General features: G+C 60.3%; 22 protein-coding genes. 9 read left to right on the top strand and 13 right to left on the bottom strand.

What is annotated here, in order from left to right:
* Positions 1–2: 2 nt before the first annotated feature.
* The 7 genes from deoC to NSJP_RS13530 all read right to left on the bottom strand — a co-directional run bounded on the left by deoC (position 3) and on the right by NSJP_RS13530 (position 7,168).
* Positions 3–683, bottom strand: coding sequence for a deoxyribose-phosphate aldolase (gene deoC / locus NSJP_RS13560; protein ID WP_080888600.1), 681 nt, complete (start codon positions 681–683; stop codon positions 3–5).
* A 51-nt stretch (positions 684–734) separates the two neighbouring features.
* Entirely contained in the window at positions 735–1,769 is a 1,035-nt protein-coding gene (gene mltG / locus NSJP_RS13555; protein WP_080887411.1) for an endolytic transglycosylase MltG, read from the bottom strand.
* The gene (gene ruvX, locus NSJP_RS13550) at positions 1,684–2,283 is read right to left on the bottom strand and encodes a Holliday junction resolvase RuvX (protein ID WP_231989383.1); all 600 of its coding nucleotides are present in this window, start codon (positions 2,281–2,283) and stop codon (positions 1,684–1,686) included. The genes mltG and ruvX overlap by 86 nt, the downstream gene beginning before the upstream one ends.
* The gene (gene alaS / locus NSJP_RS13545) at positions 2,252–4,885 is read right to left on the bottom strand and encodes an alanine--tRNA ligase (protein WP_080887409.1); all 2,634 of its coding nucleotides are present in this window, start codon (positions 4,883–4,885) and stop codon (positions 2,252–2,254) included. The genes ruvX and alaS overlap by 32 nt, the downstream gene beginning before the upstream one ends.
* On the bottom strand, positions 4,875–5,402 hold the full coding sequence (locus tag NSJP_RS13540; RefSeq protein WP_080887408.1) for a regulatory protein RecX: 528 nt from the start codon (positions 5,400–5,402) through the stop codon (positions 4,875–4,877). The genes alaS and NSJP_RS13540 overlap by 11 nt, the downstream gene beginning before the upstream one ends.
* A gap of 18 nt (positions 5,403–5,420) precedes the next feature.
* On the bottom strand, positions 5,421–6,512 hold the full coding sequence (gene recA, locus NSJP_RS13535; RefSeq protein WP_080887407.1) for a recombinase RecA: 1,092 nt from the start codon (positions 6,510–6,512) through the stop codon (positions 5,421–5,423).
* A gap of 239 nt (positions 6,513–6,751) precedes the next feature.
* Positions 6,752–7,168, bottom strand: coding sequence for a hypothetical protein (locus NSJP_RS13530; RefSeq protein WP_155970209.1), 417 nt, complete (start codon positions 7,166–7,168; stop codon positions 6,752–6,754).
* Between the two features lie 98 nt (positions 7,169–7,266).
* On the opposite strand from NSJP_RS13530, the gene NSJP_RS13525 reads away from it, so the two are divergent.
* Entirely contained in the window at positions 7,267–8,361 is a 1,095-nt protein-coding gene (locus tag NSJP_RS13525; protein WP_080887405.1) for a response regulator, read from the top strand.
* Between the two features lie 56 nt (positions 8,362–8,417).
* On the opposite strand, the gene thpR is transcribed toward NSJP_RS13525, so the two are convergent.
* From thpR to NSJP_RS13510, 3 genes are read right to left on the bottom strand one after another with little or no spacing between them, the layout of a single operon-like run.
* Positions 8,418–9,023, bottom strand: a complete 606-nt coding sequence (gene thpR / locus NSJP_RS13520) for an RNA 2',3'-cyclic phosphodiesterase (RefSeq protein WP_080887404.1) — start codon at positions 9,021–9,023, stop codon at positions 8,418–8,420.
* A 4-nt stretch (positions 9,024–9,027) separates the two neighbouring features.
* Positions 9,028–10,323: a competence/damage-inducible protein A gene (locus NSJP_RS13515; protein WP_080887403.1), complete on the bottom strand. Its 1,296-nt coding sequence runs from the start codon at positions 10,321–10,323 to the stop codon at positions 9,028–9,030.
* Between the two features lie 24 nt (positions 10,324–10,347).
* Positions 10,348–10,974, bottom strand: coding sequence for a hypothetical protein (locus NSJP_RS13510; RefSeq protein ID WP_155970207.1), 627 nt, complete (start codon positions 10,972–10,974; stop codon positions 10,348–10,350).
* A 259-nt stretch (positions 10,975–11,233) separates the two neighbouring features.
* Here NSJP_RS13510 and NSJP_RS13505 point away from each other — a divergent pair, with 259 nt between their 5' ends.
* The 5 genes from NSJP_RS13505 (at position 11,234) to NSJP_RS13485 (ending at position 14,765) form a co-directional block, all read left to right on the top strand.
* Entirely contained in the window at positions 11,234–11,956 is a 723-nt protein-coding gene (locus tag NSJP_RS13505) for a chlorite dismutase family protein (protein WP_080887401.1), read from the top strand.
* A gap of 69 nt (positions 11,957–12,025) precedes the next feature.
* On the top strand, positions 12,026–12,673 hold the full coding sequence (locus tag NSJP_RS13500) for a hypothetical protein (protein ID WP_080887400.1): 648 nt from the start codon (positions 12,026–12,028) through the stop codon (positions 12,671–12,673).
* A 95-nt stretch (positions 12,674–12,768) separates the two neighbouring features.
* Positions 12,769–12,981: a hypothetical protein gene (locus NSJP_RS13495; protein ID WP_080887399.1), complete on the top strand. Its 213-nt coding sequence runs from the start codon at positions 12,769–12,771 to the stop codon at positions 12,979–12,981.
* A 4-nt stretch (positions 12,982–12,985) separates the two neighbouring features.
* Positions 12,986–14,176, top strand: coding sequence for a hypothetical protein (locus NSJP_RS13490; protein WP_080887398.1), 1,191 nt, complete (start codon positions 12,986–12,988; stop codon positions 14,174–14,176).
* A 154-nt stretch (positions 14,177–14,330) separates the two neighbouring features.
* Positions 14,331–14,765: an OB-fold nucleic acid binding domain-containing protein gene (locus NSJP_RS13485; protein ID WP_080887397.1), complete on the top strand. Its 435-nt coding sequence runs from the start codon at positions 14,331–14,333 to the stop codon at positions 14,763–14,765.
* Between the two features lie 115 nt (positions 14,766–14,880).
* Here NSJP_RS13485 and NSJP_RS13480 read toward each other — a convergent pair whose 3' ends face one another.
* Positions 14,881–15,762, bottom strand: coding sequence for an SDR family oxidoreductase (locus NSJP_RS13480; protein WP_231989382.1), 882 nt, complete (start codon positions 15,760–15,762; stop codon positions 14,881–14,883).
* Positions 15,763–15,922: 160 nt separating this feature from the next.
* Here NSJP_RS13480 and NSJP_RS13475 point away from each other — a divergent pair, with 160 nt between their 5' ends.
* The 3 genes from NSJP_RS13475 to NSJP_RS13465 are packed head-to-tail and all read left to right on the top strand — an operon-like array spanning position 15,923 to position 18,919.
* Positions 15,923–17,473, top strand: a complete 1,551-nt coding sequence (locus tag NSJP_RS13475; protein WP_080887395.1) for a Ppx/GppA phosphatase family protein — start codon at positions 15,923–15,925, stop codon at positions 17,471–17,473.
* Positions 17,470–18,222 (top strand): dTMP kinase, encoded by a 753-nt coding sequence (gene tmk, locus NSJP_RS13470; RefSeq protein WP_080887394.1) that lies wholly within the window; start codon positions 17,470–17,472, stop codon positions 18,220–18,222. Before NSJP_RS13475 ends, tmk begins: the two co-directional genes overlap by 4 nt.
* Positions 18,170–18,919 carry a dTMP kinase gene (locus NSJP_RS13465; RefSeq protein ID WP_080887393.1) on the top strand — a complete coding sequence of 250 codons (750 nt, stop codon included), beginning with the start codon at positions 18,170–18,172 and terminating at the stop codon, positions 18,917–18,919. Before tmk ends, NSJP_RS13465 begins: the two co-directional genes overlap by 53 nt.
* On the opposite strand, the gene NSJP_RS13460 is transcribed toward NSJP_RS13465, so the two are convergent.
* The gene (locus tag NSJP_RS13460) at positions 18,916–19,452 is read right to left on the bottom strand and encodes a SixA phosphatase family protein (RefSeq protein ID WP_080887392.1); all 537 of its coding nucleotides are present in this window, start codon (positions 19,450–19,452) and stop codon (positions 18,916–18,918) included. The two genes, NSJP_RS13465 and NSJP_RS13460, sit on opposite strands and share 4 nt — an antisense overlap.
* Before the next feature lie 10 nt (positions 19,453–19,462).
* Positions 19,463–19,978 carry a hypothetical protein gene (locus tag NSJP_RS13455; RefSeq protein WP_080887391.1) on the bottom strand — a complete coding sequence of 172 codons (516 nt, stop codon included), beginning with the start codon at positions 19,976–19,978 and terminating at the stop codon, positions 19,463–19,465.
* Positions 19,979–21,215 lie beyond the last annotated feature (1,237 nt).

Below are 21,215 nucleotides of genomic sequence, written 5' to 3'. Positions count from 1 at the left end.
CTTCACAAGCGTGATCGCTCCAACTTCCACTCCGCAACGATCGCGAGGCTCGCACTCGTGCCGATCCGGTCGGCTCCCGCTTCCAGCAACGCCCGCGTGGCGGCCCAATTCCTGATGCCGCCCGACGCTTTGACCTTGGCCTTCCCGCCGACCTGTTCTTTCATCAATCTCACGTCGGCCGCCGTCGCCCCGGCCGGGCCGAATCCCGTCGACGTCTTCACATAGTCCGCCCGCGCCTCCACGGCGAGACGGCAAGCCGTGATCTTTTCCTGCAACGTGAGGTAGCAGGTCTCGATGATGACCTTGTGCTCGGCGGAAGGAGTCGCCGTGACGACTTCGGCGATGTCCCGGCGGACGGCGTCCGTATCTCCGGATTTCAAGCGGCTGATGTTGATGACCATGTCGACCACGGTGGCGCCGTGTGCCACGCCCTCCGTGGCTTCCGCGACTTTGGCCGCCGTCGAATGACCGCCGAGCGGGAAGCCGACCGGAATACCCACGCGGATCGCGGCGCCGGCCAGTATCTCCGCCGCCTCCTGCACATAGCATGGAGGCACGAAGATCACCGTGAAGCCGTGCGTCCTGGCCTCCTCGCAGAGTCGCACGACGTCGTGCCTGGTGGCCTCGGGACGCAGGATCGTATGGTCGATCACTGCGGGAAGATTCCATGATCCGTCGCTCATCATCGCTCCTTTGAGATCAGTTGGTGACGAACACTCTCGACCCGGTTGGGATCAGGTACGCGGCAGCGCACTGCGCCTGAACGGACGTTTTTGGTATCGCTCGACCGCCTGATTGTGCTCGGAGAGGGTCGAGGAAAATTGGTGGGTGCCGTCGTTGCGGGACACGAAGTAGAGGGCGCGGGAATTCGAAGGGTACAATGCCGCTTCGATGGCCCGAAGGCCAGGACTGGCGATCGGGCCTGGCGGCAAGCCGACGACCCGGTAGGTGTTGTAGGGACTCGGGCTGGAGAGATCCTTCTTTCGGATGTTGCCGTCGAACCCGGTCAGACCGTAGATGACCGTCGGATCGCTCTGCAGCGGGATGTGCTTGCGTAGCCGATTGTGAAACACCGCGGAGATCTCGGCCCGTTCCGCGTCCGCACCGGTTTCCTTCTCGATGACCGAGGCCAGGGTCACGACTTCGTGTTGCGTCATCCTCAAGTCACCGGCTCTCGCCTGCAGCTCAGGCCGGTACGCCTGTCGAAAGTGCTCCACCATCGTCGCGATGACGTCCCTCGACCTGACGCCCTTGGGAAACTTGTACGTATCCGGATAGAGATAGCCTTCGAGGCTGTCCAGCTTCAGGCCCAGCGACGCGATGAACGAACCATCCCGGGCCAGTCTCAAGAAGTCGGCCCCGTCAGCGACCTCATGCTGCTCCATCAGGGAGGCGATCTGCACCATGGTCAGCCCTTCGGGTATCGTGATCGGATGCAGCACCACCTGGCCGCTGAGCAACTTTCCCAGAATCTCGGCCGGCGCCATCGCTGCGGTCAGCTCATACTCTCCGGCGCGGATTCTCCGGTCGGCGGACTGGGACCGTCCGAGCAGGACAAAGGCCGAACGACTCTTGATCAATCCTTCGTGTTCGAGCAATGTCGCAACTTGGAAAAACGTGGAACGATCGGGAATCGTCACGATTTTTGGAGGAGGATGGACTTGCTCGGAAACGACCGGCTCTTCAGCCCATTTCATCACGCGATAGGCGGCCACGCCCAGCGCGACGACCACGGACAGGAGCAGTATGAGGGTGATCCGGGATGTCATGAGCGTGTGCGAGTGATTCCCCTTCGAAATCGGATTCGTCGTCCGGTCCTGAAGGCGGCGGCGCCAGACTTGCCAGGTAGCTCTGGAGCAAAATCGCGGCGGCCACACGATCGACGGCGCCCTTGCGCTTCTTCCGGCTGACGTCGGCGGCGATCAGGAGATCTTCCGCCGCTTTCGTCGTCATCCGTTCGTCCCACAAAACCAGCGGCACCGGCAACCGCCGTTCCAGACGGTCTGAAAATTCCCGCATCGCCTGAATCGCCGGCCCTTCCCGTCCGTCCAACTGGAGCGGAAATCCGAGGACCACCCGTCCCACTTCGTGGGAACCGACCAGCGACGCGATGTGTTCGATGTCACGATCAAGGGTACGGCGCTCGAACGTCTCAAGCGGCTGCGCGGTCCACCCCAACTCGTCGCTGAGAGCGACCCCGATCCGCTTGGTTCCGTAATCGAGGGCCAAGATCCGTCGGCCTTCCATAAGTTTACCGCTGTTGCGCCCGTTCAACCAGATCAAAGACCATTTCCAGCGCGCGATCGAGTTTGGCCGGATCCTTTCCTCCCGCCTGAGCCATCTCCGGCCGTCCGCCGCCCGTTCCGCCCACTTCGGCCGCCATGACCTTGATCAGATCGCCGGCCTTGATCCTGGCGGACAAATCCTTGGTCACCACCACGAGCAACGCCACTTTGCCGTCGTCCGTCGCAGCACCCAACGCCACGACACCGCTCCGCAGCTTGTCGCGGATCTGATCGGCCAACGCTCTCAGGCCTCCCATGTCCATGCCGTCGGCCCGTTGGACATGCACGGATACCCCCGCCACAGTTTTCACGGTGGAAGCCACGGAAGAGCCGCTGGCAATCTTCAACTTCAGTTCCTCGAGCTCCCGCTCTTTATCCTTCAGTTGGGTCATCAGCTTGCGCGTCTTGGACACCAGTTCCGGTTGTCCGACCTTCAGGAGGTCGGAGAGTTCCCGCACTTCCGCCTCGAGCTTTCTCCACATGGCCATCGCCCCGCTGCCGGTCTGGGCCTCGATCCGTCTGACGCCGGCGGCGACTCCGGTTTCGGAGACGATTCGAAAGAGACCGATCTCGCCGGTGTGACGGCAATGGGTTCCCCCGCACAATTCCTTGCTGAACGATTCGACCGTCACCACCCGCACCTGCTCGCCATACTTGTCGCCGAAGAACGCCAGCGCGCCGTTCGCCACGGCGTCCTGGATGCTCATGACTTCGGTCCGCACGGCTTCGTTGTTTCTGATCTCGCCGTTGACCGTCGTTTCGATCTCGTCGATGTCTCGGGACGACAGGGGACGAAAATGCGCGAAATCGAACCGCAATCGATTGGGCGCCACCAACGACCCGTACTGCTTGACGTGGGGCCCCAGCAAATCCCGCAAGGCGGCGTGAACCAGATGGGTCGCCGTATGGTTGCGCGCGGCATCCTGCCTGATCGTGCCGTTCACCTGTACCCGAAGCGACTCGCCCTGCTTGATTCGTCCCTTGCTGACCGTTCCCTTATGAAGGATGAGGGACGGTGCCGGTCTCGTCGTATCCTTGACGTCCAGACGCCCTTCAAGTCCGAGCAGCACACCTTGATCGCCCACCTGACCGCCGCCCTCGGCGTAGAAGGGCGTGACGTCCAGGACGACTTCGACTTCGTCGCCTTCCGCCGCTTCCTTGACGATCCGGTCGTCTTTCAAGATCGCCAGCAGCACGCTGTCCGATTCCAACCGGTCGTAGCCGACGAACTTGGTCGCTCCCACCTGCCCGGCCAGGTCGGTCACCCCCGGTCGTGCCGTTTCCTGTTCGAATCCCCCTGTTTTGCGCGCGCGATTCCTCTGCTCTTCAATGGCGTGGTCGAAACCTTCCTCGTCCATCGTCAAACCCTGCTCGCGGCAGGCTTCGCCGATCAAATCCAACGGGAACCCGTAGGTATCGTACAGTTTGAAGACGTCGACCCCGGTCAGGACGGTACGGCCGGCCGCGCGCGTCTTGTCCACCATGTCGGTCAAGATCGGCAACCCCTGGTCCAGGGTGGCGATGAACCGCTCTTCTTCTCCTCTCGTCGCCTCCGTCACCGTTCCCGCCGCGCTTTTCAGCTCCGGATAGGCCTCTCCCATGTTTTCCACGACCGTGGCGGTCAACTCGTGCAGGAACGGCTCGACGATGCCGAGCAGCCGCCCGTGCCTCGCAGCCCGCCGGACGATGCGGCGCAACACGTACCCGCGCCCCTCGTTCGAAGGCAGCACGCCGTCGGTCATGAGAAACGTGACCGCTCTCAGATGGTCCGCAATGACCCGCATGGACCGGTCCGTCTCCTCTTTGCCGCCGTAGGCGATTCCGGCTCGGCGGCTGATCGCCGCGAGCAGCGGGGTGAAGAGATCGCTGTCGTAATTGCTGTAGACCCCTTGAGCCACGGCGGCCAATCGTTCCAGACCCATGCCCGTATCGATGCTCGGTTTCGGCAGCGGATGCAGCGTACCGGCGGCATCGCGGTTGTACTGCATGAACACCAGGTTCCAGATTTCAATGACCCGGTCTCCCGTTGCGTTCGGCGTGTCGTCGCCGGGAACCGCCGTGCCCTGATCGAAGTGAATTTCCGAGCAAGGCCCGCAGGGGCCGGTATCGGCCATTTGCCAGAAGTTATCTTTTTCGCCGAACCGCATGATGCGGGACGGAGACACACCGATCTTCCGCCAGAGCTCATCGGCCTCATCGTCCTCGCGGTAGATCGTGACCCACAGCCGGGAGCGATCCAGCCCCACCGACTTGGTCAAAAACTCCCAGGCGAATGAAATGGCATCGGCTTTGAAATAGTCTCCGAACGAAAAGTTGCCGAGCATCTCGAAGAAGGTATGATGCCGTCGGGTATACCCGACGTTTTCCAGATCATTGTGTTTGCCGCCCGCGCGGAGACACTTCTGGACCGTCACCGCCCGCCTGTAGGCGCGGCTTTCCTCCCCCAGGAACACCCGCTTGAATTGATTCATCCCCGCGTTGGTGAAGAGTAACGTAGGGTCCGCTTGCGGAATCAGCGGCGAGCTTGGAATGGACCGGTGCTCGTGTTGTTCGAAGTAGCGGTGAAACCCGCGCCGCAGTTCATCGGCACTATTCTTCATCGTCGACCCTCTCCGTCTCCTGCCATTCTCCCATAATACGGGAGATGACATCCTCTTCAAAACCCCGCTGACGTAGGAGGCGAAGCGTTTGCCATCGGCTCAAGGTGCCGCCGCGCCGCTGCTTCAATCCCACGGCCCGACGGGCCAGTGTGTCCTGGTCGACCTCCGCCAGCGCACGGCCCAGTGCACCGTCGGTCACGTTCTCGGAAACTCCCTTCCGGAGCAGCTCGTCCCTCAGCCGCGCCGCGCCACACGGACCTCTCGTCAGCCGGGAGGCGATCCAACGTTCGGCATAGGCCGAATCATCGAGATACCGCAGCGCCTCCAAGCGCCGCAGCGTGCGTGCCGCCTGAACCGGGGATGCACCCCTCGCCCGAAGAAACTCCTCGACCTGCTTCGCCGTCCGATCGAATCGCGCGAGATACCGCACGGCGGCCTTCAACCACGAATCGTCGGGAACGGCCTGCTTCGCCCGCGCCGTCTTTGAAATCCCCGCCTGCTCGATCCTGCGCGGCATGGGGCGCAGCCGGTCCCGTTACGCGCCGACTTTGTGAGGCCGCCGTTCTTCGCGTTTCTCTTCGGTGCGCCGCTCTTCCTTCGCCGGAGCGGCAGCTTTCTCGGTCCCCCGACCTGGCAAGGCCGCGATGTCGCGCAACTTGCCTTCGATCTCGCGCGCCAGCGGCTGATTGGTCTGGAGAAAATCACGGACGGCATCGCGGCCCTGTCCGAGACGTTCGGCTCGATAGGAGTACCAGGCGCCGGATTTCTCCAACACTTTCCGATCCACACCCAAATCGACCAGCTCTCCGCTCTTGGAAATGCCCTGAGCAAAGAGAATGTCGAATTCGGCCTGCTTGAACGGCGGCGCCATCTTATTCTTGACCACCTTGACGCGGACTCGGCTTCCGACCACGTCCTGCCCTTCCTTGAGGGATTCGATGCGTCGGATGTCGAGCCGGACCGAGGAATAGAACTTGAGGGCGTTGCCGCCGGTCGTCGTTTCCGGATTTCCGAACATGACGCCCAGCTTCATGCGGATTTGATTGATGAAAATCACCGTCGTTTGCGACTTGGCAATCGCGGCGGTCAGCTTTCGCAGCGCTTGGGACATCAAACGCGCCTGCAGTCCCATGTGCGCGTCGCCCATCTCGCCTTCGATCTCGGCCCTGGGCGTGAGCGCGGCCACCGAATCGACGACGATCAGGTCGATCGCCCCGCTTCTCACCAGCGTTTCAGCGATCTCCAGAGCCTGTTCGCCCGTATCCGGCTGCGAGACGAGCAGATCATCGGCCTGGACGCCGAGCTTCTTGGCATAGGTCAAGTCCAAGGCATGTTCTGCGTCGATAAAGGCCGCCACGCCCCCCGTCTTCTGCACTTCGGCGATTGCATGCAGCGTCAGCGTCGTTTTTCCGGATGCTTCCGGGCCGAAAATTTCGATGACCCGGCCGCGGGGAAACCCGCCCACGCCGAGCGCAATATCGAGTCCCAATGAGCCGGTGGAGATGGCCGGAATGTCCGCGTTCGCCTCCGCATCACCCAGCTTCATGATGGCCCCCTTCCCATACTGCTTCTCAATCTGGGACAGGGCCAAATCAAGCGCGCGCTTCTTGTCGTCTTTCTCGGCCATGAGCGATCCTCCTAGTCAATCCATGTGATGGGGAGAGGGCGGATTATACCGAAGTCGGTTGGGATAAGCCTAGCGAAGAATCCCGGCAGCGGCTGTTCAACAGCCCATGCGGGGGAGCACAATGGCCGTATTCCGAACCCATTCGCATGTCGCGACGCGGGATGACGTGGGCACGGAAGGTTGAATGGCAACCGACAGGAAAAAACTCAGACCGCCAAGTGCTCGGAAGGTTAGGTCAGCTAGAGGACATTGTCCGGCTGAGGCTGCCCGGGAGTGTCCGCCGGTCCGCTCGACGCACCGGGAAGAGAAAATCGAAAATGCAGCTCCTGCCGTTGGGCATCGGATGACGGTCCCAACCACCCTTCGGCGGCAAAGTACTGATCCGATTTGGATCTCCCGTCAGGATAAAACTTGAAGCGAAGCGATTGACGCCCGGAGGTTCCATTTTCTCCGGACCGGCTATCGGCTGAAATGTCGAGGTGATCCTTGAGCAGATCCAAGGCTTGGGCAGCCAGTGACTCCAAGAACAGCTTGCCGTGCAACTCATTGAACGGCTGATCAGGATCGAAGGTCTCGGACTCGCCTGCCCATACAGGCGCGGCGAGCAGAACGCCCGCGAGCGAGAGAGGCATCCACATTCGCATCACGCAATTCATGGCATTACTCTATTCGTAGATCCCTACGAGGTCAAGAGCTCAAGGCACGGATTCGCTGATTCCTTGACGAAGTCTGGGGTTCAGCTTACACGTAAAGCATGTCTTCCAGCACCGCGACCCTTTCAGCCGAGACCAAACCGACCGTCCTCATCGTCGATGACGAGGCCGCGCCCCGTGCCGCCCTGACCCAAACCCTTCGCCAGAATTTCAATATCTTGACTGCGGACAACGCACGGACCGCCATGGCCGTGCTCAACGATCACGGCGTCGACCTGGTCACCCTGGATCTACGCCTGCCCGACGGCTCCGGTGCCGACCTGCTCACCGAAATCAAGCGGGCCCACGCCGAGGTGGAAGTCATCATGGTCACCGCCTTCGGCTCGCTGCAGTCCGCCATGGATTGTATTCGCCATGGCGCGGCCGGCTTTCTGTTGAAGCCGTTCAACACCTCGGAATTGCTCACGATCAGCTTGCAAACCGCCCAGAAAAAGCAGCGGCTCGATCGGCTCCGCACTCTTCTGGCGGAGGACAGCGCGCTGTGGGGGCCGGAACCAGGCTGTTCTGCCGCCTGGCGGAAACTTGCCACGGCCTATGCGGCTCCTCACAACACCGACGGCGCAGTCCTGCAGCCGGCGCAAATCGGTGAAACCGCCTCTCTCATCCAATTGTTGTCAGACCTGCTGGAAGCTCGGGACCGTTATCTGGTGAATCATGGCAACCGCGTGAGCTTCTATGCCTCTCTGACTGCGAACCGGTTGCAACTGTCGTTGCCCGAACAAAACATCCTCTCGCTCGGCGCATTGGCTCACGATCTGGACCTGATCCAAGCGGCGGACGGCCAAGCCCTGCAGCATGAATCTCCCGGCAACGGCCACCGCACCGACTTGGGAGCCCGGATCGGCCGTGCCCTGGGTCTGCCGATCGATGCCGTACAAATCATCGCCCTTCATCACGAACGATGGGACGGTACCGGGCATCCTTTCGGATTGCAGGGCGAGCGCATCCCCCTCCTGGCCCGGATCGTCTCCCTGGCCCAGACATTTGACGAACTCACTGCGGAACGGCCCGGAGCGTCGCCCCTCACGGTCAAGGCTGCGATCGACGAGATCGAGCGCCAAGGCGGGACGGCATTCGACCCGGACCTCACCGAGTTGTTCTGCAAAATCATCCGGGAACAGCCTCCTCAGGCCTAGCCGTTCCCGGAACAGACTCTCTTAGTCCCTTCTCGACCGCATCGATGACGGCCACCTTACGCAAGCCGGACGTCCCATAGCGGTGTATAGACCGAGCCGGTGGGATGCAACTCGCTGCGCATCAAGACAACCGCTCCAACCTCGAACGCTCCCGGACGAATCGGATTGTTCAGTTCGCCGTTTCGAGTCAGTTGGCTGCCGAGATAACGGTCACCTTCTCTGACCCGTGCCAACGTCAGATGAGGGGTCAGCGCGCGTGAGTCCGGCGCAAGATCGACTGTCCTGCAGCACATCTCGATCGCCTCATGCATGGCAGCCAGCCGCCGGCTGTCCTCACTCTCCTCCCATGACGTACCGGGACCTGCCCAGAGAATTCTGGGACGCCTGGCATCGGGAAAGGCTCCCAGCCGCTCCAATGGAATCGACAGAGAGCGATGGCCGCTCATTGTTTGAATCATTGCATCATTCAGCACCGGCACCAGATCCTCGGGAATGTCACCCAGGAACTTCAACGTCAGGTGAATCGAGGCTGGCTGGACCCAGGAGAGCCGGACGGTGCGCGGGAGGTCCCTCATCAGACGCTGCTTCAGATCCTGCTGCACCAGGGCAAGACGTCTGAGCAATTCGGCATCCGGTACGACGGCAAGGAAGGCGCGGATCATGGGACTATACCGGCTCGGCCCGTTCCAAGAGCCACCGGCGGAGTAAGTCCAACGCGGCTTGAGAGGCCCGCTGCTTGACGACCATACGGTCGCCGCTGAAGCGGTATTCTCTGGTCGCCGATGGGCCACCCTCTGCGTCCAGCCCGAGATAGACCAATCCGACCGGCTTGGTCGGCGTGCCACCTCCCGGTCCTGCAATGCCGGTCACACTCAGGGCCACCGACACGCCGCTCCGCTCTCTCATCCCGCGTGCCATGGCCGCCGCCACCTCCGCGCTCACCGCGCCATGGCCTTCAATCAATGCGGGGGGCACGCCCAGCAGATCGGTCTTGGCCTGATTGCTATAGCACACGACGCCGCGATCGACATAGGCCGACGACCCTGGCACCTGTGTCAGCCGATGGCCGATCAGCCCTCCGGTGCAGGACTCCGCCACGGCGACGGTTTTGTGCTGCGCCGTCAACAGCCGGCCGACGACTTCCTCCATAGTCTCGAGCCCCTCTGCATAGAGCTGGTCTCGTAGACGCGACCGCACGCCGTCAGCCAATCGTTGCAGCCTTGGTCCGCTCAAAACCGGCCGCGGCCTGGTCGTCAGCGAGACCAGGACGCCGGTCGGCGAGGCCAGGAGTCCCAAGTCCACCGGCATCGAAGGCTTGACGAGTCCTTTGATCTTGGCGTCCACCTCAGCCTCCGGGAGTCCGAACGTGTGAAAGACGAGGCGTGTGATGGGAGACGGCCTTAGGCGCGCCCGCGTCAGTTCCGAGCTCAAGACCGGTGCGACGGAATCCCGCAGCATCGCCTCCATCTCCCACGGAACTCCCGGCAATGAGATCAGCAACGCCCCCTTCCATTTCATCCAGAAACCGGGAGCTGAGCCGACCGGATTGGCAATCACCGTCGCTCCGTCCGGGATCAGGGCTTGCCGTCGCTGTCCGGCGTTGGGGACTCTCCCCCATTCAGCGAGGCGCGTCTTGAGCGCTTCGAAGGCGTCTTTTCGGAGGGCCAGCCGACGACCAGTCGCATCCGAGATCGCTTCCCGGGTGCAATCGTCCACGGTCGGCCCGAGGCCTCCGGTCAGGACAATGACGCCAACTCGGCCGGCGGCCGTTGCCACGGCGGTTCGAATGTCCTGGCGGTCGTCTCCGACGATCGATTTGAAGCGGACGCCGATGCCGAGGCGGCCGAATTCCTCCGCGATCCTCAGCGAATTGGAGTCGGTCCGTCCGCCGACCAGAAGTTCCGATCCGATGGCGATGGTTTCGGCGAGAAGAAGGGAGCGAACGGGACGTCTTGGCGGCATGGCATCGATCCGGCGGCCCGCCGGTTAGGGAAACTGTGAAAAATCGAGGGCAAAGCTCACTTCACCGCCGTTGGCCGGAAACACGGTCAGCGTCGTGGGGGCTTTGGGATCGAAATCCGCGTAATTGAAGGATGCGATCACTTTGGCCTTGAATCGAGGGCTTTCCGGCCATGCCGCACTGCGGCTGCCCTGGCCGTCGAATCGCACGGTCGCCGGCTTGATCGTGTGCCCGCCTTGATCGAACACCATATAACTGTCGGCGGCAAACGTCGGGACATTCCCGAAGATGACCGTGCTGACCAACATGGTCTTGGTCTCCAGCACCTGGAGGATGTCCGCGTCGCTGGGTTCGAGTCCTCGGAGTGCCATATGGGTCGCCATCACGGATAGTGAGCCCAGCTTGGTAATCAAGAACCCGCTCGGGTGAAGCGCGTCCGTCGAGCCGAACCGCACATAAAAACTATCGGGCGGCTCATGCTGCTGGGCCGCGTCTTTTCCGCGATCCAGCGCCGCGCGAATCTGCTCGTTAGTCGGCGCAACGTCGATGGCCGGCGCCGGCGTCCCGAAGCCGCCCAGCACCACGAGCACCGTCGCGATCACCAGCCGCGTCGCCTCACATCGAAACCGATCTATTAAACTATGGCGACACATGCGCCTCTCCGGTCGGCTGCCGCCTTCAAATCCAAATTCCATTCCCATGGTTTCGGATTTCGGACTTTGATATTTGTGATTTGAGTTTAGGTATTTGGATTCCGCCCCCCTATGCTGCCAGTAACAGATCGCCGAAGTCCTGTCAACGAGCCTCCGGTGCGCCCAAGCCCCGTTGACAAAGCAAAAGTCGAAGTGATAAACACTGCAGTCCGCTCGCTAATCCGCCTCATTAAGACGTTATCGTTACACGGAGGAGTCCATGGCAGCCCCGGAGCAACAAGCACCACAGCAGACCCCCAAGCGCCAATTCGTAAATTTCGTGTTCTACAAGATTGACCCGGCGTGGCGGCGGCTTCCGGAAGACGAACGTACGAAGGGCAAGCAGGAGTTCCTGCGCGCAGTCGAAGACTATACCGGCAAGGTGCTCGTGATCGCGTATTCGGCCGTCGGCATCCGCGGTGATTGCGACATCATGTTGTGGCGGATCAGCTATGAACTCGAACTCTTCCAGGAAATGAGCACCAAGATCATGGCGTCCGGCTTGGGCAAGTACCTCTCGACTCCCTATTCATACTTGTCCATGACGAAGCGCTCGATCTACGTAGACAACCATACGCACGAAGGCCAGGAGAGCAAGCGGCTCACCGTCGTGCCCGGCAAGAGCAAGTACATCTTCGTCTATCCGTTCCTGAAAACCCGTGAATGGTTCCTCCTGACGAAGGCGGCCCGCCAAGGCATGATGGACGAGCACATCGAAGTCGGACACCGGTTCCCGTCCGTCAAGCTCAACACGACCTACTCGTTTGGCCTGGACGATCAGGAATGGGTAGTGGCGTTCGAGAGCGACAAGCCGGAGGATTTCCTGGACCTGGTCATGGCGCTCAGAGAAACGGAAGGGTCCCGCTACACGCTGCGCGACACCCCGATCTTCACCTGCATCCGCCGGAGCCTCAAGGAGACCCTCGACACTCTCGGCGGCTGAACCCTAGACTCCTGTTATTGGGACACGAAGGCCTTCGATCAGTCGATCGAAGGCCTTCGCATTTTCCGCATGGACGACCACGCTGACTACCGCGCCGCCCTGCTGTCGGCAATTCTCCCCGGCGGCGGCCACGTGTTTCGGCAACGGATCGGCGCCGGCCTCGTCAGCTTCTCGGTCACCGTTCTGCTCATCGGCATCAGCCTGGCGCTGGGGCGTGTGTCGGGACGCGCGGCCGAAGTCTTCTTCTTTATGCTCTTAGCCCTGCCCTGGTGGGCGTTCCAAAGTTATGATGCCTTCCTGGGGCCAAGTCTCCATTCGTCCAACTGGCTCCGCACATGGCGCCAGGTCTGGGCAAGAGGGCACGATATCCGGTTGCTTGGACTCCTCCTGGTGATCAGCGCGGTCAACGACACCTGGATCATCCTCAAGAATCTCGATTACCTGCTTCCCTTCTACTGCACCAAGCTGGACGGTCTTCCCGGATTCCTGACCAAAGCGATTTCACCCGCCCTTCATCTGGGCGTCGGGGTGGGATTCATGAAGCTCGCGCGCTGGTCACTGTTTCTGTATCTGATTTACGCGGCGTACGGTTTCACCAACGGCCTGGTGAATCTCACCTGTTTCGGTCCGGGACGCATCCGAAACACGCTCCTTGTCGCCATCGTCGTCTCGACCGTCTACGTGGTCTGGAGAAGACGGATTCTGCTTGAGAAATGAATAGGTTGGACGCCAGTCCCATCTTTGACAGTATGCTCGCCCATGTGTTACCTGTAGATCAATTTCCAACATCTTCAGGGACTTCACGACGCACCATGGCCGATAACAATGCGATCTATGCCATTCGCCACAACGATGGGTCCATCAGCCTGTATATCGACGAGGATTATGCCAGGGACCGCGGCATCGATCCGGCCACGTTGACCCGCGTGGAAATCCCCAGGGAGCTGTACGTCAGCGGTTCGATCCAGCAAGTTCGGGAATACGTCGCCACCTACTTGGAAGCGCAAATCACAGGAACCGCCTAACACCATGTCCACCGCCACCTCGCCGCTCACACCGTCGCTGATCGAATCCGTCATTGATGCGATGCCGATTCAGGGCCGCATCATGCTTCATCTGATTCTCCTGCAGCATTTCGACGTCTCAGACGAAGAGATCAACTACATGACGATGGATCGGCCGGATCCGCGCTGCGTGGCCGGGTCGAAGCCGACCTACAACATTTTGACCCAGGAAGCGGTAAAAGCGGTCCGCGACAAGCGCGACCAATATCTCCGTCAAGTACGGTTGAAACGCGAACGGACATGGCTGCAATGCGAATGTCTCACCACGTTGTCGCGATTGCGCGAATTGATGGCCGAGCGAGCCGCTCATTTGCTGACGACACGGTTCAACCTTCCGTCAGAGGCCTTGGAAGCCCTGCAAGCACAGGCTCGCACCACCGTCAATAGACCGGCCATCCGCATGTTGGATCAGCGATGGGAGGCGCAGGAGATCCAACTCGAGGACTATCAGCAGCAGAGACTCGGCATCGAAATGCAGGTGCAACTTCGTCTTGCCGAGCGCTATCGGAAACGGTTGGCACTGGCGGCTCGGGAACGCCAAACGGCCGACTACCAGCCGCTTCAGGATCATGAAATCGCCCACATCTGGGGCATTCCCGCCGGCAGCCTGGCGGCGCGCAAGGTCAAACACATGACGGCGTACCTGCAGGGACTCCAGGCAGCATTGCAGGGATCGGCCGCCAAGACCGGACAGACTTCGCCGCCGCTCGATCTGTGGAGAGAGACGTTTACGGTGCTGGCTATTCGACCGGTCCAGCGCTCGGTTTCCACCTATGACGGACTGGAACGCACGGAAGCCAACCTCATCGAGAAGCTCGTCTCATTGACCTCGGGAGTTGTCGGCGAGGACGTGGAAACCAAGTTCTGGCTCTCGCTCGTCCACGGCGCCAGCTCGAACGCCGTGTTGTCGGAAGTCACCAGAAATCTCTTCGGCTTACAGCGACTTGCCGCCATCTTGGGCGACACGGATGCCTCCCCGGAATCCATCGACGACATGTTGTTGGCCCGCGTGACTCCCAAACCCCGCGATGAGGAAGAAGAAGCCAAGCTGCTCGAAAAGAAACCCACTGATCCGGCCAACGATATGAGAGAGCACGTGCTCAAGAGCATGTTCGGGGAACAACATACCGACCTGTACGGCGGGGGAAAGTGGTAGCCTCGCTAACCCGTTGAACGCCTCGCGCCAGTTCTCGCCGACCTGAGCCGGGCTGTAGCTGCCGGCGCTTGTCAGGAAGATGCCACAACAACAAATTGGATGCTTTTCAAACCGGGAAGGCCACGGTATAGTAGCCCTATTCTTAGGAGGCACTATGCGATTCATCAAGCACCATTCGCCGTGTTTCGCCGGCTCTCTGAACGCTGGACTCTGGTGCGCCGTCTTCATGTGTGCCATTCTTGCCGCCCCACTGACGGCTTCCGCGTCCGGGCTGCTGGACTTGGCGGATTTGATCTCCCATCCCGAACAATATGACCGTCAGGAAGTCGTGGTGAGCGGGGAAGTGACCAATGTCCAGCTGGCGACGAACCGTCAAGGCCAGCCCGCTTACGGATTTCTCCTCAAGGACCACGCGGGAACGGTCAAGGTCATCGGTCTCGGTCAGGCGGAAGTGCGCGAAGGCGATCAGGTGATCGTCGAAGGCATCTTTACACGACTGCGTCAGGCCGGCCGCACGATTATCTATAACGAGATCAAGGCCCTGTCCATTCGCTCCTTGAACCGCCTGAATCCCGATCTCGTCGGCTAATCCGGATTCAAGTTCCTCGTTTCACGTTTCGAGCTTTGTGATTCGCGTTTCGTATTTTGACTTTCCCATTTCGAATTTCGACATTCGAATTTCGTATTTTCTCCTCCCTCTTCTTCTATTTGCTGTTCCACGCCGGTAGCGCCAAGACCTTTGTGAGAATCCAATCCTGCACCCGGTCTGGAAACCACCGGAGCATCACCGCCCGGACTTTCGCATCGGAGCCAACCAGATACCTCGTCTTGGGTTTCGCCGCAGTCAGCGCATGGAGGACCGTTTGCGCCACGACGTCAGCTGGAATCGCCCGATTTGCCGCCTGAGCGATCCTGTCCTTCACGCGCGACACTAAATCTGCATAGAGGGCCACCGCCGCAGGGCCAGCCGCTGCCGCGATCTCATTGCCGGTCTCTGTTGATTTCTCCCAGATCGGTGTCGCAATCGCACCCGGTTCGACGATCGAAACATGGAGTCCCCAGGGCTGAAGCTCCAATCGCAGCGCATCCGTCAACGCTTCCAAGGCATGTTTCGAGGCCGAATACGGCCCCATCACCGGGATCGTTCCGCGTCCCGCGATGGAGCCCATATTGACGATCCGGCCTCGTGCGAGCCGGAGCAACGGCAGGAATGCCTGCGTGACCAGGATCTGTCCGATGACATTCACTTCGAGTTGTCTGCGCAAGGCCTCGATCGGGATGACTTCCAACGGACTCCCGACGGCGATGCCGGCGTTGTTGACCAGACCATTCACCCCGGTCAATCCCACCGTTTCGCGCACGACCCGCTCCGCTTGCCGGATGGATTCGGAGTCGGTGACATCCAACCGGATCGGGATGAGTCGCTCCCCACCCCGCTGACGCAAGGCCTCTCCAGCCTCGTCAGTCCGCACTCCGGCAAAGACGGTCATGCCCTGGGCCACACACATCAGCGCGCAGGCCGCCCCGATGCCGGTTGAGGCACCGGTGATCACCACCACGCGAGTCGAAGCCGGTACTCCCATCATCAACCTCCTCAAAGTGATGAATATTCCTCATGAATTCTTCAGATCCTGGCCTTGACAGGCCCCCCGTCATTCTTTATCGTCGCTCTCGGCGTTACCGGTTCTATACAGGGGCTTGCACAGGCCTTTCAACTCCAACCTATTGATTTTATTTGACTGATTCATGACCAAGCTCGCCGTCATCGATATCGGCACCAATTCCATCCATATGGTATTGGCCGAAGTCCAGCCCGACGGCAACTACAAGATCGTCGACCGTTTCAAGAACATGGCCCGGTTGGGCGATGGAACGTTCGAATCGCAGCGCCTGTCCGACGAGGCCATTGCCCGAGGGCTGGAAGTGCTGCGCCAACTCGTTACCCTCGCCCGAAACAAGGGTTACGACCGCATCGTCGCGGTCGCGACCAGCGCCGTGCGCGAAGCCAAAAACGGCGGCGATTTCATCGATCTCGTGGCGGAACAACTCCGTCTCACCGTCAGAGTCGTGTCCGGTAATGAAGAGGCCCGCCTCATCTTCCTGGCCGTAAAGAACAGCGTGCCTATGGGCGACCAGCCTGTGCTGGCGGTCGACGTGGGCGGCGGCTCGGTGGAACTCATGGTCGGCAACCGCGATCAACTCCTGCACGTGAAAAGCCTCAAGCTCGGTGCCATCAGACTCGCCGACCAATTTCTCAAACGCACCCCACCCTCCGACGGCATGTTGCGCTCGCTCGAAGATCTTGTCACCGAACGTTTGAAGGGCGCGCTGGATTCCTTCAAGACCAAGCGAATCGACTCTCTCATCGCCACCTCCGGCATGGCCGGCAATCTGGCCGAAGTCATTTATCTCAAAAAGAACGGGCGGCCGTTGCCTCAGCTCAATCTCGCCACGGTCAGTCTCAAGGACGTCAAGGAGATCGAACAGGATCTTCGGCGCTCGACCATCAAGGAGCGATTGGTCATTCCGGGCCTGGACAGCAAGCGCGTGGATACGCTGTTTCCCGCCACCATCGTATTGCGACGCTTGATGGAACTCGCGGAACGCGATGAAATGGTACTCTGCGACAAGGCGATCCGCGAAGGCGTCATCTACGATTTCGTCGTTCGCCACAAAGAGCGGCTCAAAGCCGAAGCGGAAATTCCCGATCTGCGCCGCCGCAACGTCGTGGCGTTTGCGCGCCGCTGCCAAACTCCCGAAGTGCACAGCCTGCACGTCGCCGGTCTGGCGTTGCGTCTGTTCGACCAGACCAAGCGGCTGCACGGACTCGGCCAGGCCGAGAGGGACTGCCTTGAATACGCCGCCATCCTGCACGACGTGGGCTACCTCATCAACGAACGCCAGCACCATAAGCATGCCTATTATCTGATCACCCATAGCGACTTGGGCGGTCTCTCGGCCGACGAATTGCAAATCGTCGCCAATGTGGCGCGCTATCATCGTCGCGCCCTGCCGCAGAGCAAACACGAAGGATACGAGGCACTGCCGGCAAAGCGCCAGCGCACGGTGCGGATTCTGGCCTCGCTGCTCCGGATCGCCGACGCGCTCGACCGCACCAGGTTTTCCGTCGTGCGCTCTCTGGATGTCCGGCTCGGCCGCACCGTGACCATCACCGCCCATGTGACCGGCGACGCGGAATTGGAAGCCTGGGCGGCGCGAGGCCGCGCCGACCTGTTCGAACGGGTGTTCCGCCGCCGGGTTCGCTTCATTCTATCGGCACAAGAGGACAATGTATGACCGAACAGACCCCCGCGCCTTCCAACGCCCCCCATCCCTATCCCGGCAAACTCATCATCGTCGAGGGGATTGACGGATCCGGCAAGAGCACGCAGCTGCTGCTGCTCCACAAGTGGCTCGAATCGAAAGGACACAAAGTCTTTTTTACCGAGTGGAATTCCTCGGAACTGGTCAAGGACACGACCAAACGCGGGAAGAAAAACAAAAGCCTCACGCCAACCACCTTCAGTCTGCTGCACGCGACCGATTTCGCGAGCCGCCTCTACCACGAAATCCTTCCGCCGCTCAAAGCCGGCATGCTGGTCCTGGCCGACCGCTATATGTACACGGCGTTCGCGCGCGACGTCGTGCGCGGCGTTTCCCCCGAATGGGTCCGGAAGCTCTACAGCTTCGCCATACGGCCGGACATGGCCTTCTATTTCAAAGTCCCGATCGAGGTCGCCATTTCACGCCTGCTCGGCGGAACCCGAGGCCAGTTCAAGTACTACGAGGCCGGCATGGACATGAACCTGAGCCAGGACGTGACCGAGAGCTTCCGAATCTTCCAATCACGGATCCTCTCGCAGTACGACAAGATCGTGGACGAATACCAGCTCATCACGATGGACGCGACAAAGGACATCGCCGCCCAGCAGGACGGCATGCGCAGTCTGGTGGACGAAGCCTTGAAAGACTACAAACCGAGACGGGGGACCCATGGGAGACGCTCACTATTTTGGCGACGGTTTGACGTACCTAAATCCGAGTGACCTCAAAGGCAAGCTGATCGCCATCGAGGGCACGGACGGCGTCGGCCGCTCCACGCACATCGAGATGCTGCAGGAGTGGCTCGAAGTGCAGGGGTACGGGGTCATCACCACCGGGTGGACGAGATCGAATCTGATGTCCAAGACGATCGAAGTCGCCAAGGAAGGGAACATCATCGACCGCTGGTCGTTGAGCCTGCTCTACGCGACCGACTTCGCGGACCGACTGGAGCACCAGATCATCCCGGCGCTCCGATCCGGCTTTATCGTTCTTGCGGACCGCTACATCTTTACGGCGTTCGCGCGCGACTTCGTCCGCAGCAGCGACCGCAAATGGATCCGCGACGTCTTTGGTTTCGCCCTCGTGCCGGATCTCGTGTGCTATCTCCGTATCGACGTGGAAACGCTGGTGCTGCGGGTGATCGAAACCAAGGCGATGAACTACTGGGAATCGGGCATGGATCTCAGGCTGGGTGCCGATCTCTACGACAGCTTCAAGAAGTACCAGTCGCTCCTCATCGAAGAATTCGACAAGATGGCCGAAGAATTCAAATTCGAAGTAGTGGACGCCCGCAAGTCTCCGGAAGAAATTCAGGATGAGCTACGGAGCAAGATCCAGCAACTCCTGACGCAGGGAGGACTGGCGCGCACCATGACCGCTCCTCCAGTAGTCGAAGGGGCCGCCAATCCTACTGTCTAAGCCTTGAGCGGCAGCTTTTCGCTTTTCAACTTCTTTCTGCCTAGTGCGCGCAGCTGACTCGGCCCCATCCACCAGTGCAGGAGGCCCCGGCCTGGCTTGAGCGGCATCGCAATCTCGATAAGACAGGCGCCGGCCTTTTTGAACGGGAATCCCATCGCGGGTTTGCCGGCCAGCATCAGCGACGCCGCCAGACCAAGATGGGGCTCATGGCCCACACAGAACACGCAGGATTCAGGCGGCAGCTCGGACAACCGGGTGAGCAGACGGTCGGGAGACGCGTCCGGAAGCAACTCGTCGACGATCTGGACGACAGACCGGACCCGATGAGCTTCCTGGAGAATCTTCGCCGTTTCGATGGCCCGCAGCAGCGGGCTGGAGAATACATGGGTCGGCTGCAGCTCCAGCCACTTGAGCCCTTCCGACACCTGAGCCACCCGCTTCGCCCCACGGTCCGTCAGCGGACGATCCTCTTCCGCCCCTTCCCAATCCTCACGATCGACCGCAATGCCGTGGCGAAACAACACACAGTGCATGCCGCTCTCCTTATCTCAATACTGCATTGAATAGTCCGATGTTCGTAAACCGTTCTTCGATCGAATCCAAAATGAGCCGTTTGAGGTCAATGCGATAGGGAGCCAACTGCTCGCCTTCGAGATAGCGATCGACGGTCGGCGGCAACCGGCGCCACCAGGCCTGCGCCGATTTTCTGGCCTCCGTGGCGCCTCGCCCTTCTTGCGCCAAGACCTTCCGGACTTCATCCTCGAAAAATCCCACATGCACCGTTTCATCGTCGAGGATCGACTGCAACTCCGGCTGCACCTGCACCAGGAGCTTCGCAAATTCCAATCCGAGCGTCTCATACCCATAGAGATGGATCACCAGCGCCCACCATTGACTTGGAACGCGCGGAAGCTTCTCCCGTGTGTGCGAGATCACTCCGAGCCTGGCCTCGAATTCCCGGAGATGTTCCGCCTCCTCTTCCTCGTGCCGACGCAAAAACGCTAACACGCCGGGTGGAACGTCTCTGACCTGTGCCGCGCGCACGGACCAGAGCGCCATGGCTTCCGCTTTGAGGAACCGCTCCAACAGAGCGGGCTCACATGAGGATGGGAGAGTTACCATCGGAGCCGTAGTGTAACGGAACGAGCCGCACCATTCCACCGGACACGCGACCCGCTAGGGGCATCACTTTTTTGCTATTTCCCGCGAAAGCGGGAATCCAGGCGAGGTCTTCTTTCCGCAGACGACTCGGTTATCGCCGTATTGTTTGATGCGCACATTCGCCAGATGAGATCCTGAACAGTTTGTAGGCAGAATCACTCATTTCCATCCGCTGAATTGCTTCCGATGCGTTGCTGAAACCAAAGGGATTCAGCGCTTGTTGTCCTTCAGGGCAACGAGGCAGATGGTCAAATACCATGCCGATTTCGAATGTGCGCTGCAGGTGCGGGGATCACATTCATCAGCTCGTTTCTGCCCAAGATAGGAAGCCAATGGCATGTCAATTGCTTTTCCCGATGGCAAGGGTCACGCGTACACCTAGGACGAAAGGAAACGCATCATGGACTTCGCAGTGATCCTCATCCTCAGCAATACATTGATGGCCGTCCTCATCTACATCGTGATCACGAAGATCTGGCAGGACTAGCGAAGGGCGAAGGCATGGCGTGGAACGAGTCTTGTCACAAAGCTGATCCATCGAATGGCAGGAGGATACCCGAACCCCTATCGTGATGATGAGAGTCCAACCGGCGCAGAGCCGACCATCGGACGTTCGACTGCCAAGCGACAATCGACGCCCATGCAGGCTCTGGTCCTGACCCTTCCAGAGTCAGCTGGTCGCCTCTGCGCTACAAAGGCCGCGCTTCCACCATCACTGGCAGCGCGGCCTTCCTTTTGAGGACGACCGCCCTTCTGAGTAGGCCATTGTCCCCTTCCATCCGCGCCCCTCCCCTCTACCATTCTTTCCGGTAAGTTCGCCTCTGAGATACACTCACGCCATGCGTGACGAGGCTCGATTTACTCCTATCGGAAGACCCCTTCGCTTATTGCCAGCCTATCTCGGCATAAATTCTATTGGTGAAGCCATTAAAACCGAACGCAGACGACGGATCCTGTGGCTGGAGATCCTCGTCAATGATCAACTCGATCTCTCACCTTGGAAGTCCGATCCGGCAGTCGAAGCAGCCTATACAACTGCCTGTCGTTGGTACACGCAATACCGTCGCTTAATTACATATCTCCTACACAGAACACCGCTCCCCTCAGATACTGGTCCTATCGACTTCTGCGACTA

This window comes from Nitrospira japonica (assembly GCF_900169565.1).
Lineage (GTDB): Bacteria > Nitrospirota > Nitrospiria > Nitrospirales > Nitrospiraceae > Nitrospira_C > Nitrospira_C japonica_A.
Note: the sequence above shows the minus strand (reverse complement) of the source record. Positions and strands in the feature narration are given on the sequence as shown.